This is a genomic window from Nocardia pseudovaccinii (assembly GCF_050942345.1).
GTDB lineage: Bacteria > Actinomycetota > Actinomycetes > Mycobacteriales > Mycobacteriaceae > Nocardia > Nocardia pseudovaccinii.
Genome location: NZ_CP192074.1, coordinates 7643963 through 7660628, shown reverse-complemented (window position 1 = coordinate 7660628; position 16666 = coordinate 7643963). Strand labels below are relative to the sequence as shown.

13 protein-coding genes are annotated in these 16666 nt (G+C 64.8%); 6 read left to right on the top strand and 7 right to left on the bottom strand.

Annotated features, from left to right (window positions below; genetic code table 11):
* Window positions 1-7: 7 nt before the first annotated feature.
* From ACQPZ2_RS34595 to ACQPZ2_RS34565, 7 genes are all read right to left on the bottom strand, one after another.
* Complete coding sequence (locus ACQPZ2_RS34595) at window positions 8-727, bottom strand: eCIS core domain-containing protein (protein ID WP_433522261.1); 720 nt, start codon at window positions 725-727, stop codon at window positions 8-10.
* 6 nt (window positions 728-733) lie between these two features.
* Window positions 734-2818, bottom strand: coding sequence for a PASTA domain-containing protein (locus ACQPZ2_RS34590; protein ID WP_433522260.1), 2085 nt, complete (start codon window positions 2816-2818; stop codon window positions 734-736).
* 113 nt (window positions 2819-2931) lie between these two features.
* A complete protein-coding gene (locus ACQPZ2_RS34585; protein ID WP_433522259.1) occupies window positions 2932-4974 on the bottom strand; it encodes an ATP-binding protein in 2043 nt (680 codons plus the stop codon).
* On the bottom strand, window positions 4971-5585 hold the full coding sequence (locus ACQPZ2_RS34580; protein WP_433522258.1) for a DUF4255 domain-containing protein: 615 nt from the start codon (window positions 5583-5585) through the stop codon (window positions 4971-4973). The genes ACQPZ2_RS34585 and ACQPZ2_RS34580 overlap by 4 nt, the downstream gene beginning before the upstream one ends.
* A gap of 13 nt (window positions 5586-5598) precedes the next feature.
* Window positions 5599-6213, bottom strand: coding sequence for a helix-turn-helix transcriptional regulator (locus ACQPZ2_RS34575; RefSeq protein WP_040699842.1), 615 nt, complete (start codon window positions 6211-6213; stop codon window positions 5599-5601).
* 84 nt (window positions 6214-6297) lie between these two features.
* Window positions 6298-6903 carry a hypothetical protein gene (locus ACQPZ2_RS34570; RefSeq protein ID WP_433522257.1) on the bottom strand — a complete coding sequence of 202 codons (606 nt, stop codon included), beginning with the start codon at window positions 6901-6903 and terminating at the stop codon, window positions 6298-6300.
* A gap of 9 nt (window positions 6904-6912) precedes the next feature.
* Complete coding sequence (locus ACQPZ2_RS34565) at window positions 6913-7065, bottom strand: hypothetical protein (protein ID WP_433522256.1); 153 nt, start codon at window positions 7063-7065, stop codon at window positions 6913-6915.
* Window positions 7066-7075: 10 nt separating this feature from the next.
* Between ACQPZ2_RS34565 and ACQPZ2_RS34560 the strand changes: the two genes are divergently transcribed.
* The 6 genes from ACQPZ2_RS34560 (at window position 7076) to ACQPZ2_RS34535 (ending at window position 16640) form a co-directional block, all read left to right on the top strand.
* Window positions 7076-8551 carry a peptidoglycan DD-metalloendopeptidase family protein gene (locus tag ACQPZ2_RS34560; protein WP_433522255.1) on the top strand — a complete coding sequence of 492 codons (1476 nt, stop codon included), beginning with the start codon at window positions 7076-7078 and terminating at the stop codon, window positions 8549-8551.
* Window positions 8548-9057 carry a hypothetical protein gene (locus ACQPZ2_RS34555; RefSeq protein ID WP_433522254.1) on the top strand — a complete coding sequence of 170 codons (510 nt, stop codon included), beginning with the start codon at window positions 8548-8550 and terminating at the stop codon, window positions 9055-9057. The genes ACQPZ2_RS34560 and ACQPZ2_RS34555 overlap by 4 nt, the downstream gene beginning before the upstream one ends.
* A 10-nt stretch (window positions 9058-9067) precedes the next feature.
* Window positions 9068-9562 carry a hypothetical protein gene (locus ACQPZ2_RS34550; protein WP_433522253.1) on the top strand — a complete coding sequence of 165 codons (495 nt, stop codon included), beginning with the start codon at window positions 9068-9070 and terminating at the stop codon, window positions 9560-9562.
* A 178-nt stretch (window positions 9563-9740) separates the two neighbouring features.
* Window positions 9741-10982, top strand: coding sequence for a cytochrome P450 (locus tag ACQPZ2_RS34545; RefSeq protein WP_433522252.1), 1242 nt, complete (start codon window positions 9741-9743; stop codon window positions 10980-10982).
* 802 nt (window positions 10983-11784) lie between these two features.
* On the top strand, window positions 11785-12204 hold the full coding sequence (locus ACQPZ2_RS34540) for a response regulator (protein WP_433522251.1): 420 nt from the start codon (window positions 11785-11787) through the stop codon (window positions 12202-12204).
* Between the two features lie 35 nt (window positions 12205-12239).
* Window positions 12240-16640, top strand: a complete 4401-nt coding sequence (locus tag ACQPZ2_RS34535) for a HAMP domain-containing protein (RefSeq protein ID WP_433522250.1) — start codon at window positions 12240-12242, stop codon at window positions 16638-16640.
* Window positions 16641-16666 lie beyond the last annotated feature (26 nt).

Below are 16666 nucleotides of genomic sequence, written 5' to 3'. Positions count from 1 at the left end.
CACCGGCCTACGCCGACTCCTCTTCCTCTTCGCTCTGGGCGCGCTGGACATACGTTTGCGCCGTCGGCTCGTCTTCCTCCTGCTCGGCGGGCGCTTCGGTCCGCTGGACCTCGGCCGATTCGTCGGCGCAGCGCTGCACCGCGGGCCCGGCGGTCACCGCTGGCGCGGACATCACGCGGTCGGCATTGGCTACGGCCTCCCGTTCGAATCGGTCCGACGGGTCGCTGACCTTCACGCCCCCACCGGCGTCGGTACCATCGACCGGGCCGCTGCGCTGCTGCACCACATGGGTGAGTTCATGGGCGAGGGTGTGCCGTCCGGCATCCGATGACGGGTCGTAGGTGTCGCGCTGGAAGACGATATCGGAGCCCACCGTGTAGGCGTGGGCGTTGACGGATTTCGCCGACTGATGCGCGCGATCATCGGTATGCACACGCACATCGCCGAAATCCTGTCCGAAGCGGGATTCCATATCGGCGCGCACCTCGGGCTCGAGCGGGGCGCCGCCGCCGGATCCGATGACACCGTGCACCGGCGACTGTTCTTCGAATAGCGTTGTCGCACCGGCATTTCCAGCGGTTCGCTGCAATCCGAGCAGGCCGCTCGGGGTTACCGCGTCCAGCCGTCCCGACAGTGCCGCGCGCAGTTGCGCCGCCGTCGGGTCCTCGACCCGGCTCGACTTGGGGCGAACTGTTTCCTCGGCGGTCTCGTGGTCATGTGCTCGCATGATTCCTCACTTGGCGTGTCGATCCTTGTCGGCTGCGTTGTCCGTCGCGGCGTCGGTACGGGATTGCGGTACGACGCAGACGTGGTCGTCTTTCACCGCCTCCCGCCACACATAGCCCTGGTTGCAGGTATCCGGACCGTAGGTGTGGTCGGTGGCACTGACCCGTGAAGCGGCTTGGCTGTTCTCGGTTTTGGTGCGATCCGCGATCGTTTGGGCGACACATACGTGGTCGTCGGGTTTCGCGAGCCGGAAGACGAAGCCCGGCTTGCACGGTGGTCCCTGCGAGACCGTCACGGTGACCACCGTGTCCTTGGCGACCGCTGTCTTCGCGACGGGGTCGGTCGATATCACGGCACTGTCGGCGATCTTGGTATCCGGCTGTTCGACCACCTTGGTCTTCAGCCCGGCCGCGCTCAGAGCCGAGAGTGCGTCGGCCTTCGGTTTCTTGGTCACATCGGGGACCGGGATGGGCGCTGGACCGCTCGAGACGGCGACATTGACCGCGGATCCCTTGTCCACCTTGGATTTTGCTGCGGGATCGGTGGCGATGACCTTGCCAGCGGCAACGGTGGCGCTCGACTGTTCGGCGATGTCGACGGTCAAACCGACAGCCTGGATCTTCTCGGTCGCTTCGGCTTTCGGCTTTCCGACCACATCGGGTACCTCGACCTGTTCCTTACCGCCGGTGCCACCTGTACCGCCGGTCGTGGTCGGTGGAGCCACCGTGGTGGTCGGTGTGGGACCGGTCGACACCTTGAGAACGATCTTGCTGCCCGGTTCCTTCTTTTCCCCCGCCGCGGGACTGCTCGAGATCACCAACCCTTTGGCAATTGCCGGATCCGGCACTTCGATGGACCGCTCGACCTCGAATTGCCCCGCTTTCAACGCGGCCTCGGCATCGGCCTGCTTCAACCCCTCGACATTGGGCACCTCGATCAGGCATCCGCCGTCACACGGCCCGATCGACACGAACAACTGAACCGGCTCACCGTGCTTCAACTCATATCCCGCAACCGGTTTGGACTCGATCACCTGGCCCAGCTGCACATTCGGATCGGCCCGCTGCACGATGACCGGCTTATAGCCCGCGTTCTCCAGGATCTGCTCGGCAGCGAGCTGGATCATTCCGGTGGTCCCCGGCACCGTGTCCTTGTGCTTGGGCACCAGCGCGATAACAGCCAAAGTCAGCGCGAGCAGGACCACCACGGCGGTCGGCACCCACCACGGGAAGACGGGAACCTGATTCCGCACACCGTTCAGCCCGATCGGGGGAGCGCCGTCGGCCGGACTCACCTGAGCAGTGAAGGCATGAGATTCGGTGCGGCCGAACCACTTTCGCGATCCGCCGACCAATACCGGCGTTTCCGCGCTCGCTCCCGGCGCGAGGGTGGTGATGGCCTGCGGTGGCTCGAAGGTCAGCGCACCGGCCCGGTCGGCGAGCACCACCTGCACGCCCAGCGGAACATTGCCGAGATTCGTGGCCACCACGGTATGCCGCGCGGGTTTGCGCCCGCGACTGGATTCCGGTTGCAGCGCCGCCTTCAACTCGGTGAACGAGCCGATGGTCACCGTGCCGGAGACCTTGTCCTCGACCCTGGCATTCACCCGCGACCGCGCGCCCACCACGAATGGCGCGCGCCCGGCCCGCACCCAGGCATCGCGTGGTGGTGCGAACCGGAGCACCGCGGTGACCTTCGCATCCGGATATACGCTGAGCACAGCGGGTTCCAGATGTGCGAACTGTCGCAGCGGACCGGCGACGCCGAGTTCGAACTCCTCCACCCGGGTGCCGGTGTTGTGTACGGTCACCGTGCTCACCACGACCGCGCCCGGATCGACGCTCAACTCGGTCGGGTCCATGGTCACCCGGACCCCGAAGCGCTGTGGGCTCGACGGTGTCGCCGGACCGTTCGGTTGCCGAGGCGCCCCTGGGAAGACCCCGGCCGTCTCGGCGCGCGTCGGGGTCGGCGGCATTGCCGCCGGATCCGAGAACGCCGTCGTCGCCCAGCCCAGGTACGTGCGGCACTGCGGATTCACGCAGAATTCGGCATTCTCGGAGTTGGGCTGTCCGCAGTTCGAACATTCGCGCACGGCCGATCTCCTTGTCGTCACGTGAGTCGAGTATGCGTGGCGGCGACGCCGCCGACAGTCGGCCGGCGTGACGGCGAAAGGGCAGCCAATACTGCCCGATCGGGCAATCCGCACTAGCGCAGGGCTTCGTGGTATTCGCCGAATTCCGTTGCCAGAGTGAGTCTTCCGAGCTTGCGGTACTCCCGGTGCACACCGGCGACGAGATCGGCGGTGCGCAGTTCTCTTCCGGCGTCGGCGGCCAGGTAGGCGGCGGTGACGACGGCCGAGCGGATATTGCCGCCGGACAATTCGAAGCCGCGGGCGCAGAAATCCAGGTCGAGATCCGTGGCTCGGGGAATCCTGGTGCCGATGCAGCGCTCCCACAGGCTGCGCCGCGCGCTCTCGTCGGGCAGCGTGTAGTTCACTACGACATCCAGGCGGCGGGTGAACGCGTCGTCCAGATTCGCCCGCAGATTCGTCGCGAGAATGGCCAGTCCGTCGAAGGATTCCATGCGCTGCAGCAGATAGGCGCTTTCGATATTCGCGTAGCGGTCGTGTGAGTCGCGGACCTCGGTGCGACGGCCGAACAAGGCGTCCGCCTCGTCGAACAACAGCACCGCGTTCACACCCGCCGCCGCGACGAAGATGCGCTCCAGATTCTTCTCGGTCTCGCCGATGTACTTGTCGACGACCGTCGCGAGATTCACGGTGTAGAGGTCGAGCCCGAGATCCGCGGCGATCACCTCCGCCGACATCGTCTTACCGGTGCCGGAGTCGCCCGCGAACAACGCCGTGACGCCGCGGCCACGTCCGCCGCCCGGCCGCATCCGCCACTCGTCGAGCACCAGTGCGCGCTGCCTGGCGCGCAACGCGACCTCGCGCAGTTGGTCGAGCGCCGGCGCGGGCAGCACCAGATCCGGCCAGCCGACGCCGGGTTCGATCCGGCGGGCCAGTCGCTCGAGGCCCGCGCCGTTCTGGGCGCGGGCGCCGCGGCGTAGATCCGCCGCAGAGACCGGCCGCCCGGACAGTTCGGCGTACGCGGCGGCCGCTGCGGCGGCGCGCGCGACTTGTTCTGGGGTCAGCACGAATTGCATCGTCGCGGCCGCTGGGTCGAGTTCGTCGGGCAGTAGGTCATCGAGGGTGCTGCGCCACATGCGGGTGCGGTCCTCGGCATTCGGTGGCTCGATATCGAAGGTCAGCGGCTGCCGGGCCACCCATTCCGGATCCCATACCGCCGTGCCGACCAGTACGACGCAGGCCGACGCCTCGGCGATCTGCCGGATGGTTTCAGGTCGTTCGGTGAAAACATCGATACCGGCCGCGATCAGCACCGCTCCGGTCAGTCGTGCCTCGAGCACCGCGGCGGACAGTAGGTCCGAATGTTCGGCGACCCGGCGCAGGTCGATGATCAGTGCGGCGCGATCGTGGTGTCGCGCGGCTGCTACGGCGGCGGCGACACCGCCCCCGCCGGGACGTTCCCGTAGATAGAGCAGCGGCGCGCGGGTCCGCAGTGCCGCGACCAGTCGGGAATCGGCGGCGTCGGGGCACGGCGGTTCCGGCGAGATCGCCTGGCGCAGTTCGGGTTCGGGTGTGTTGTCACCCAAGAGGTATCCGACGACGCGGTCCGGTACACGCAGTGTCCTCGACAGCAGCGGGCGGTCCGCGTCGTCGACCGCGATCAGACCCCCGCGCACCAGCGCGCCGGTCGCGGCGAATCTGGCGCGCCCCTCCGCCGCTGCGGCGGGCACACCACACAGCGAAAGGGCAAGGCCCACAGTCGCTCTGCGACGGGTCACGTCATCATTGAGATAGCCGTACAGCCATTCGAACCTGGCGTCCACATCCGGTATCAGTGCGACGAGCAGGATTTCGACATCGAGGGCATCGAGTCCGAATGCGTCGACCACCTGCGCGAGCCGCACCTCCTTGCCATCGGCCCGCGCCGCAGCGGCGGCGGAATCGGCATCGATGACGCCCTGTGCCTCCGGTTGATCCGGGCCGACCGGCTCGTGCTGGGTCCGCAGCAGCCGATCGACCGCGTCATCGGAGAGATACAGACCGCGAAACGGGTCGTCCGGCTGCGGGTCGCCGACGCGGCGCTGCGCGACCGCCCGGCGCACTCTTGCCTCGACAATTCCCAAGCGGGCCAACAGATATCGCAGACTCGACGCACTCACCGCGATACCGCCTTGCGTGGCGCGTCGACGGTCGCACCGTCGCGGTCCTGCATACCGACCGTGACACCGTCGGTGGCGGGCGGCGCGGCAGGCAGCCGTCGGCCACCGTCCGCGGGGGCGGTGACGACGAGATCCAGCGACGGCTTCAACTCCCCGCCGAGTGCCGACCAGACGTCGGCGAAAGAGCGATCCTCCGGCGGTGGCAAGGCGATATTCAATGCCACCGGCAAGCCGATATCGCCCAGCGTCCCGGTCAGCGAGGCGGGCGGAATCTGGTCGTGGCGCAGGAAACACGACAGCAGCGCCGACAGCAGTCGATGCTCGTCCTCGGGCCGCTGGGTCCACGCCGTGATCAGGTAGGAGAGTTTGAAATACCGGGGACCTTGGTGTCGGTTGACCACGACACCGCGGTCGTCGTACTCGTTGATGAGCCCGCGCTGGCGTCGCCGCAGATCCTCGCGGATGTCGTAGAGAAACATATTGACTGTCGGCGAATTGCGCCGCGCGGCCCAATCTTTGGTCGGCGCGTCGAACACCACATCGACCTCGTTCCGATCGACCGCATCGGCTCCGATCAGCGTCCGCAGCGCCTCGTCCACCTCGACGAACACCGTGTCACCAGCCTTAGATCAGGCCCTGGCGCAGCGCGTAGGCCACGGCATGGGACCGGTTGCGCAACTGCAGGCGGCTGGTGATGTCGTGCAGCGCATTTTTGATGGTGCGCTGCGAGTAGCAGAGTTTGGCGGCGATCTCGGCCGTGTCATCGCCCTCGGCGACCAGGCGCAGGATCTCGATCTCCCGCTGCGAAAGACCGGTCAGGCTGAGTCCGCGCGGATGCAGCACTTGGCGCTGCAACCGGCCGACCTGATCGAGCAGCCGGCCGAGCAGATCGGGCGGCACCGTGCCTTCGCCGCGCGCCGCGGCACATGCCGCACGGGCCAGGCGTTCGGCCGAAGCGTCCTGCCGGCGCACCAGTCCCGCGATTCCGGCCTCGACCGCCGCGGCCAATCCGTGCTCGTCGAAATCGGATGCGACGAGTACCGGACGGCAGCTGCCGCGCTGCAGGCGCCGCAGCGTCTGCAGGGTGGACTCGTCGACGGTATCGGCGACGACCAGTGCGACGACGGCCCGTGTCGGATCGTCGGCGACCAGCACCTCCGTCCGCGACCGCAACTGGGCGATGAGACCGGCGCGCGAGATCGGGTCGCGCGCGTCGACATAGACCGCGGTTCTCTCCATCGGAGCACCTCTCGTGAGGACTGGGCTTCGAGTGCTCTCGATGCCTGGAACTCGAGCATCCGCGGACTTCTAACCGTGCACTCATCAAGAACTAAACGTGCAGGTCGTTGCCCGTTCGGGCACGGTATTCGAGGGCATCGGCGCAGGTAGGGGCCGATATTGTTCGCGGCGGTCACGATCGAGGCGGCTGCGCGGTGGCGGACCGGGCAGATGCGGTGCGGTGGGTGCGCGGCCACGCTGTTGTCCATTCCGCATTCGAGCGCGTGGGGACACCTGGATGGGATCGATTCGTAATAACCGCGAACCGCATCGTCGGCTGGCGATGGTGCTGGTGTTGGTGGCGATGGTCGTCGTGATGGCGGTGGGTGGTCTGCTGTCCGGGAATCGGATCGGGTACGCGGGCGCCGCGCCGGTCTCGACCTCACCCGGTCCGGCTCCGGTCACCGCTTCGCCCGGTCCGGCTCCGGTCACCGTTGTCACCGGAACCACTGTGCCGCCGGTGGTTTCGTCATCTGCTCGGGTCGTGCCGACAACCGCTACGACGACTACGACATCGGCCGTACCGTTGCGAACGACGGTTGCCGCCACGACGGTGACTTCGTCTGGGACCGCGACAAGCACCGGGGCGACGACAAGCACTGGGCCGACGACAACGACCACGACATGCCCGAGCACGACAGGACCGACCACTGTGACCGGTCAGCCTTGCGGCACCAAAGTACCGGTTTGTCCAACAGTCACAACAACGGTCACCAGCTCGGCCGTTCCGTGCATCGAAACCAAATCCGGTATCTCCTCGACGATTTCAACCATCGTGACGACGACGATATCGACAACGGCGACCACAACCACGGACCGCCCGGTGGTCGTGACCAATGACGTGCAGATCCCGCCGCCGCCGCGCAATCAGCCCGCCCCTGAACGCACGGTCCCCGACGATCTCTCGCAATCGTCGCCGTGCGCGGTGATCACCGGCCCGATGGCCAAGGGCCAGTACACGGTTTCGTCGCCGTTCGGTCAGCGCGGCGGTGAATTCCACCGCGGCATCGATCTCGCCGCGCGGGAGGGCACCCCGATTTATGCGGCGCTGGACGGCAAAGTCTCGGCGGCAGGACCGGCAACCGGATTCGGGAACTGGATCGTCATCGACTCGACGACATCCACCGGTCAGGTCTCGACCGTCTACGGACATATGTACGACAACGGTCTGCACGTCAAAACCGGTGACATCGTGAAGGCGGGTCAGCACATCGCCGATGTCGGCAGCAATGGCCAATCCTCCGGCGCTCATTTGCATTTCGAGTTGTGGCAGGGCCTGCGACTGGGCAGCGGTAAGGCCGTCGATCCCGCGCCGATGCTGGAGCAGGCCGCGCCCGCGGCGTCGCAGTCGGCGCTGAAGATCGCGCATGCGATAGCCGACTGTGCGGTGCGTCCGGGGACGGGCCTCGCGCCGGGCAAGGTGCCGCAGGAATTCGTGCCGTGGTTGGTCAAGGGTGCCGCCGAATGCCCGAACAGCGGTATCACCGCGCCGCTGCTGGCCGGACAACTGAAGGCGGAGAACAACTTCAACTACGGTGCGAACGCTCCGGTGTCGTCGACCGGTGCCAGGGGCCCGGCGCAGTTCATGCCCGGCACCTGGGAGACCTGGAAGGTCGACGCCGACAACAACGGTGTCGCCGATATCAACAGCATTGCCGATTCCGTTGTGGCACAGGCGCATTTCATGTGCAAGAACTGGAAGGACACCTCGGCCGGGGTGAACAGCGGTTCGTTGCGGGGCGATGCGGTCGATCTCGCGTTGGCCGCGTACAACGCGGGCTTCGGGGCGGTCCAAGCCGCGGCCGGTATGCCCTCCGGCGGTGATTACACCACCCAGACCCGGCCGTATGTGCGCACCATCAGGGATCTCGAACGCCAATTCGCCTCGGCCGACTTCAGTGCGACGCAGGATCAGCAGCCTGATCGTGAGGCCAAGGCGGCACAGGCGGCGAAGGAGTATCTCGGCACCGAATACGCCTGGGGCGGCGGAAATACCAAGGGTCCCACGCTCGGTGGTTTCGATTCACCCGGTTTGGCGAGCTACGTGACCTATGTCGCGACCAGTGGTGGCACCACGCTGCCACGTACCGTCCAGCAGCAATGGGCGCAGGGTCATGAGATAGTCGCCGATCAGGCCAAACCTGGCGATCTCGTGTTCAGCGAATGGAATTCGAACGGAACACCGCGGCACGTCGGCATCGCGATCGGCGACGGCCGGATGGTGCACGCGTCGAGCACCGACGGCGCGGTTGTCGAGGCGGCCATTGCCGCCGATGCCAAGGTACGGAGCATGTCATGAGCATTCGCCGAATCGTGCTGGCCCTGCTGTTCGTGGCCTTCGGTATCGCGTCGATCAGCGGTTGCGGTTCGACGGTGCGCGGCCTCGCACTTCCGGCCCCGCTCGGTGCCGCCGACACTGCGGATCCGAATATCGTTCTGCGCAATGGCTTCTCGACGATGTTCGGTTGGCGGCCGCAGAGCGACAACTCACCCGACGACGCTTACGCCCGCGCCCGTCCGTACCTCACCGACCAACTCGGCGCCCGCGCTCGCGAGACCACCTCCGGCGGTTCGAAGACGCAGTGGAAAGCGTGGGCGGACGCCAAGGCGAAGGTCGAGGTCACCGTGCAGGTCACGACCGACGAACATCCGGCGGATCAATCCGCGCGCATCGATCGGGTGGTGCTGATCGGCCAGACGATCACCGATGCGGCGGCGAAACCGATCGAGAACATCGAAATCACGGTCTGGGCAACCGTTGTGCAGACCGAACAAGGCTGGCGCATCCACGCCATGCACTTCTGAGGAGGTTGCCATGTCCAAACCGCGGTACGCATTCATCCTGCTCGCGTGGCTCGCCGCGGCACTGTGCGTCGCGTGTTCCTCGACGCCGTCCGGTAGCGATGACAAACCCGCCGACAACGCGGCGATCGAGACCATCACCTCCGGCCTGCGGACCATGTTCACCTGGCACCCGGGGACCGATACCAGCAGGTTCGACGCATTCCGGCGCGCAACGCCCTGGCTTACCGACAAGTTCGCGGCGACCTCGGCGACGACGTCCGAACGGGGGCCGGGGGTGCAGTGGGATCAGTGGGCGCGTGCGCGTTCCACCGTCGAGGCCACTGTGCTGATCCTGGGTACCGAGCACGGTGCCGATACAGATCAGCGGCTCGATCGGCTGGCGATGATCACCCAGGATGTCAAAGCGCCCGACGGCACCGTTGTCGACAGCATCGACCTCACCGCCAAGGTGACCCTGCAGCGCTCCGGCCGGGACTGGCGCATCGATTCGGTCGAATTCGTCTGAGAGGGTCGAGCACCGGACAGCATGCGCTGGTGGAGTGGCGCTTTCGGGCGATACCGCAACCAGCACATGGTGATCGCCGATCCGGCATGTGGGGTGTTATCGGCGTTCGGGGTGCGTGGTGATGGGTGGGTGCATAGGCTCACGGGGCTTGATTGTTCGAATGCCTGGAGTTTTCTCGATGACGATGCCGACCTCGGCGCACGGCCGTGCACCGTTCACTTCGCCGATCGACACGGATGGGCCGCGGGTGGCGTTGTACACGCCGGAATTCGCGGCGGATCCGCATCGGGCGTATCGGGATATGCGTGAGCGGTACGGGGCGCTGGTCCCGGTGGATCTGGCGCCGGGAGTGCCCGCCACATTGGTGGTCGGCTATTACTCGGCATTGCAGATCCTCAATGATCCGGACCATTTTCCGGCCGATCCGCGCACCTGGCAGCAGAGTGTGGCCGCGGACTGCCCGGTGCTGCCGATGATGCAGTGGCGACCGAACGCCTTGCGCAATGCCGGTGAAGCGCATGCCAGGTATCGGCAGACCAATGTCGCGGGCCTGGAGAAGGTCGATCAGTATCACCTGCACGATACGGTGGCGAAACTCGCTGTTCCGCTGATCAATTCGTTCTGCGGGGACGGGACGGCCGATCTGGTGCGCCAGTACGCGTTTCCGCTCTCCTTCACGGTGCTCAACGCCATGCTCGGCTGTCCGGACGATATCGCGCAGCAGGCCGCGACCGGTATGGCCGCGATCTTCGAGGGGATCGATGCCGAGCACGGCAATCAGTTGCTCGTCGGGGCGATGCTGGAATTGACCCAGCTCAAACGCGTCGAGCCCGGCGACGACATCACTACCCGGATGCTGCGGCATCCGGCGGCGCTGAGCGATACCGAGATGGTGCACCAGTTGGGCACGCTGTACGGCGCGGGCATCGAACCGCAACAGAATCTGATCGTCAATGCCCTGCTGCTGATTCTCACCGACGAGCGGTTCGGCGGCAGCGTGCTCGGCGGGACCATGTCGACCAGGGACGCGCTCGACGAGGTGTTGTTCAACAATCCGCCGATGGCGAACTTCTGCATCACATTTCCGCGCCAGCCGATCCTGATCGACGATGTCTGGCTACCCGCTCACCAGCCGGTCGTCATCAGCATCGCCGCCTGCAACACCGATCCGGCGATCGTCGCGAATCAGTACGCGGGCAATCGCTCCCATCTGGCCTGGGGCGCCGGACCACACGTATGCCCCGCGAATTCGATGGCCTACATGATCGCCCAGGACGCCATCGACCAACTACTCGACGCACTACCCGAGATCCGCCTCGCGGTGCCCCCCGACCAGCTGACCTGGCGACCGGGCCCCTTCCACCGCGCACTCACCGCACTCCCGATCGCCTTCCCGGAATCCCCGCCACTATTGTCCTAGGAATCTGCTGAAAACAAGGCTTGTTCCGGTGCCGCCGCTGTGGCGGCCTTCGATATTCATCTGTGGGATGAGTCGTCGTAAGAATTGGCCCGGAATCGCGTGTCGACGAGTTTCACGGCCGGGACCTCGCTACGAATCTGTTTTAGCGCCGCAATGAACTAGCTACTCGTGTGGCAGCCTCATCGGAATTGCGCGGTTTGTGGTACCAAAGCAATCAGTGCCGGTCAGTTTTGTATATTTAGCGCAAAATGAGATCAGTGGACCGCTCCCGCCGCTAAGTCACCTGACAATTGGCTCGCGATCATTGAATATCCCCGTCCGTCCTCTGCCTATCCACCGACCTGTTTCCGAGATGTACAGGTCGTATATTCCTCGGATATCCGTTCGTCCCCGATGCCGATGACCATCATGTGAAGCTCGAAGGCTGCCCCGCCGCAGGTGCTCGGCGGCATGTCGCCCGAGACTCGCAGCGCCATCGGCGGACGGCAGGCCCGGTGCTGCTTCACTCACGGTGTGGTGACGAAGGTTGCCGCTGATATACGTGTGCCCCGATCTGTGGCGATGCAAAAATGCGCAATCAATCACCACCAGGACCTGTGTCAATCGCTGTATCGGCGGTAGGCTTCAGCAGTATTGCGCCGACGGTGACAGCTTGCCGAAGGTGCGGTCACCATCCTGTGATCCGACCGCAGGATGGTACGAATATTGTGTCGATTCGATTGCAATAATGAAATTTCTATCAGAAAGTACGGCTGGTAGAAATCTGGCAGCAACGAACCTGCATCGATGTAGACTGACATTTATGTCGGCCGATGTCGGCCCTGGTCAAACTCGGCTACTGGTGGCGGAAGATCACCCTATGGTGGTGATGGCGTTGGACTCCGCGTTCGAGCTCGTCGATGACATCGAGGTCATCGAAATAGCGAGCTCGGTCGCGGACACCATTGGTGCTGCAAGCCGTCACCATCCGCACGTCATCCTGCTCGACCGGCGACTGCCCGATGGAGATGGGATCGATGCGATCGAGCGGCTGCGCACTGTCGCCCCGGAGACCAGGGTGCTGGTCTTCACCGGGGATGCGAATCAATCCATCGTCGACCGTGTGATCGCGGCGGGTGGCGCCGGACTGGTGCTCAAGACCGGAATGTTCGACGACCTACTGGACGCTATTCGGCGGGTCGCCGCCGGCCAGGATTGCTTCGACGTCGACCTGGGGTACTGAGCGGCTGCACAGGCGAAGTTAGGTAGGTACAGCTAATGGTCCACGACACCGCGACCATGGATCGAGTAGGCAGCAACGACGAAGAACGCCTGCAGCCCCTTTTGGATGGGCTCAAAGCGGTGCGCGATGGTGACTTCCGGCGGTCCCTGCCCAAGGTCGGTGATCCGCTGCTGGACGAGATCGCCACCGTGTTCAACGGCATGGTGGACCAGCTCTCACTGTTCACCACCGAGGTCACCCGTGTCGCCCGGGAAGTGGGCACCGAGGGCAAGCTCGGCGGCCAGGCGTCGGTGCCCGGGGTCTCGGGCACTTGGAAGGATCTGACCGACTCGGTGAATGCGATGGCGGACAACCTCACCGCTCAGGTCCGCGACATCGCCGGCGTAGCCACGGCGGTGGCGCGGGGTGACCTGTCACAGAAGATCACCGTGGATGTCAAGGGAGAGTTGCTGGAGCTGAAGAACACCATCAACACGATGGTGGATCAGCTCTCGGCGTTTGCCGGTGAGGTGACCCGTGTCGCCCGAGAGGTGGGCAATGAAGGACGGCTGGGCGGTCAGGCGCAGGTGCCCGGCGTGTCGGGCACATGGCGGGACCTCACCGAATCGGTGAACATCATGGCGGGCAATCTCACCGGGCAGGTCAGGTCGATCGCGGAGGTGACGACCGCGGTGGCGAAGGGCGACTTGTCGCAGAAGATCACCGTGGATGCGCGTGGCGAAATCCTGGAGCTGAAGTCGACCATCAACACGATGGTCGACACCTTGTCCTCGTTCGCCGACGAGGTCACCCGCGTTGCTCGCGAGGTTGGTACCGAAGGTCAACTCGGTGGCCAAGCCCAGGTACTGGGAGTCTCGGGCACCTGGAAGGGACTGACGGAGTCGGTGAACTTCATGGCGGATAATCTGACCGATCAGGTGCGTTCGATCGCCCAGGTAACCACCGCGGTTGCGCGCGGGGATTTGTCGCAGAAGATCCGGGTCGATGCCCGGGGCGAGATCCTGGAGCTGAAGGACACCATCAATACGATGGTCGATACCTTGTCTTCGTTTGCCGACGAGGTCACCCGCGTTGCTCGCGAGGTTGGTACGGAGGGGCGGCTCGGCGGCCAGGCCGATGTGAAAGGCGTATCCGGTACGTGGAAGGGCCTGACCGAGTCCGTCAATGTGATGGCGGACAATCTGACCGATCAGGTGCGCTCGATCGCTCAGGTCGCCACCGCGGTTGCGCGCGGGGATTTGTCGCAGAAGATCCGGGTCGATGCCCGGGGCGAGATCCTGGAGTTGAAGGACACCATCAATACGATGGTCGATACCTTGTCTTCGTTTGCCGACGAGGTCACCCGCGTTGCTCGCGAGGTTGGTACGGAGGGGCGGCTCGGCGGCCAGGCCGATGTGAAAGGCGTATCCGGTACGTGGAAGGGCCTGACCGAGTCCGTCAATGTGATGGCGGACAATCTGACCGATCAGGTGCGCTCGATCGCTCAGGTCGCCACCGCGGTTGCGCGCGGCGACCTGTCGCAGAAAGTCACCGTCGAAGCCAAGGGCGAGGTCGCCGTGCTGGCGCAGACCATCAACACGATGGTCGATACCTTGTCCTCGTTCGCCGACGAGGTCACCCGCGTCGCCGCGGAGGTGGGTACCGAAGGCATCCTCGGCGGGCAGGCGCGCGTGCCCAATGTCGCAGGCACCTGGAAGAGTCTCACCGACAATGTGAACTCGATGGCGGGCAACCTGACCAGCCAGGTTCGATCGATCGCCCAGGTCACCACGGCCGTGGCGCGCGGCAACCTGTCGCAGAAGATCGACGTCGATGCGCGCGGCGAGATCCTGGAGCTCAAGACCACGATCAACACCATGGTCGACACGTTGTCGGCGTTCGCCGCCGAGGTGACCAGGGTGGCACGCGAGGTAGGTAAGGATGGTCGGCTCGGTGGGCAAGCCGAGGTAGAGGGCGTATCCGGAACCTGGAAGCGACTGACGGAGAACGTCAATGAGCTCGCGGGCAACCTGACGCGTCAGGTGCGTGCCATCGCCGAGGTCGCGAGCGCGGTGGCGACCGGAGATCTCACTCGATCGATTTCTGTCGAAGCGCAAGGTGAGGTCGCCGAACTCAAGAACAACATCAACACAATGGTGCAGTCCCTCCGCGAAACCACCCGCACCAACGAAGAGCAGGCATGGCTCAATACCAACCTGGCGCGGATGTCTGGACGCCTACAGGGACACCGGGACCTCAGCGCGGTCGCCCATCTGATCATGAACCAGCTCACCCCGCTCGTCGGCGCCCAGTACGGTGCGTTCTTCTTCATGGAATCCGAAGACAACCGCGTGCAGTTGCGGCTGATCGCGGGTTACGGGCGCAATGCGGGCAACGTCGCATTCGAGCTGGGCCAGTCGCTGGTCGGGCAGGTGGCGCTGACCAAGAAGGCGATCGTGGTCGACCGGACACCGCCGGACTACGTCCAGATCAGCTCCGGTCTCGGGGCCGCGCGACCGGTCAACTTGATCGTGTTGCCGATCGTGTTCGAGGACCAGGTGCTCGGTGTGATCGAACTGGCCTCTTTCAGCCGGTTCACGCTGGTACAACAAGATTTTCTGGAACAGCTGATGGAAAGCATCGGCGTGAATGCCAACATGATCATGGCCAACGCGCGCACCGACGCCCTGCTCCAGGAATCGCAGCGACTTGCGGGCGAGCTGCAGCAGTCCAATGCGGCACTCGAAGAAAAGGCAGAGCTGCTGGTCCGCCAGAACCGCGATATCGAAATCAAGAACTTCGAAATCGAACAAGCCCGGCAAGAGATCGAGGAACGTGCCCAACAGCTCGCGCTGGCGTCGAAGTACAAGTCGGAGTTCCTTGCGAACATGTCGCACGAGTTGCGCACACCGTTGACCAGCCTGCTTATCCTGGCGGGCATATTGGCGCAGAACACCACCCGGAATCTGACCTCGAAGCAGGTCGAATTCGCCAACGTGATCCAGTCCGCCGGCAAGGATCTACAGCAGCTGATCGACGATATTCTCGACCTGTCCAAGGTCGAGGCCGGGAAGATGGACATTCAACGGGAGTTCGTGCCGCTGCAGCAGCTGCTGGAATACGTGCAGACCACGTTCCAGCCGCTCATCAGCCAGAAGGGCCTCGAGTTCGAGGTCGATGTCGAACCGGGCGTTCCCACTCACCTCAACACCGATGAGCAGCGGCTGCGGCAGGTGCTACGCAACCTGTTGTCCAACGCGGTCAAGTTCACCGACAAAGGCATGATCCGGCTCACGGTGTGGCGACAGGACGACCGCATCGCGTTCTCCGTGAGCGACACCGGAATCGGTATCGCAGAGCAAAACCTGGAGAACATCTTCACCGCGTTTCAGCAAGCCGACGGCACCACCAGCCGGCGATACGGCGGTACCGGCCTCGGTCTGTCGATCAGCAGGCAGGTGGCGAACTTGCTCGGCGGTGAGATTCGTGCCGAAAGCCGCCTCCGCGTCGGAAGTACGTTCACGGTCTATCTTCCGCTGACACCGCAACTGGAGGTCGCGGCCGAGTCCAGGACGCGGTCGAAGCCGATCGATCGTTCCATACTTGTCATAGAAGACCAGGACAGCAGGCCGCTGACCCGGATGGTCCGTGGGGTCGTCAGGGCTCTTGCGGACACCGCAGGGTCGGTCCGCATCGAGTCCGTCGGTACCCCCGACAAGGCAATCGAGGCATTGCCGGCCTGTCCATATCGGTGTGTCCTGCTGGACGCGAGTCTGCCGGGCGTCGGCACGCCGGAGTTCCTGCGTGAGCTCCGCGAGGGCACGGAGTCGAGAAGTATTCCGCTGCTTGCACATCCGGTCTATGAACTCGGCCCCGAACAGGCACGGCGTATCGAGGCGGATGCCCGGGACCAGCAGGTCGAACTGGTGGCTTCGCCCGATGAGTTTTGCGAACGGTTCATCCTGTTGCTGACCCATCCGCACCGGACCGAGCTCGAAACACCGGCGCGGCAGGCAGACCAGCCCAGACTGGCCGGACGCAAGGTCCTGATCATCGATGACGATGCGCGCAATGTGCTGGCGATCGCGGGAGTGCTGGAACTGAACGGGATGTCGGTGGACCACGCGCCCAACGGGCGAAAAGGCATCGAAACACTCCAGGCCACCCCGGGTGTCGATGTGATCGTGATGGACGTGATGATGCCGGAGATGGACGGATACGCCACGACGGCGGCGATACGGAGAATGCCCCGCTTCGACCGGCTCCCGATCATCATGGTCACCGCGAAGGCCATGGCGGGAGATCGGGAGAAGAGCTTGGCATCCGGCGCCAGTGACTACATCACCAAGCCCGTCGACCCCGACGAACTGCTGGAGTGCATCGATCGCTGGCTGCAAGCCGGCGACCGGCCGGGCGGCGAACCAGACCCGGTGGTGGAGCTCGATGTCCGGGCGTAAGCCACTGTTGTCCTAGGACCGACGGT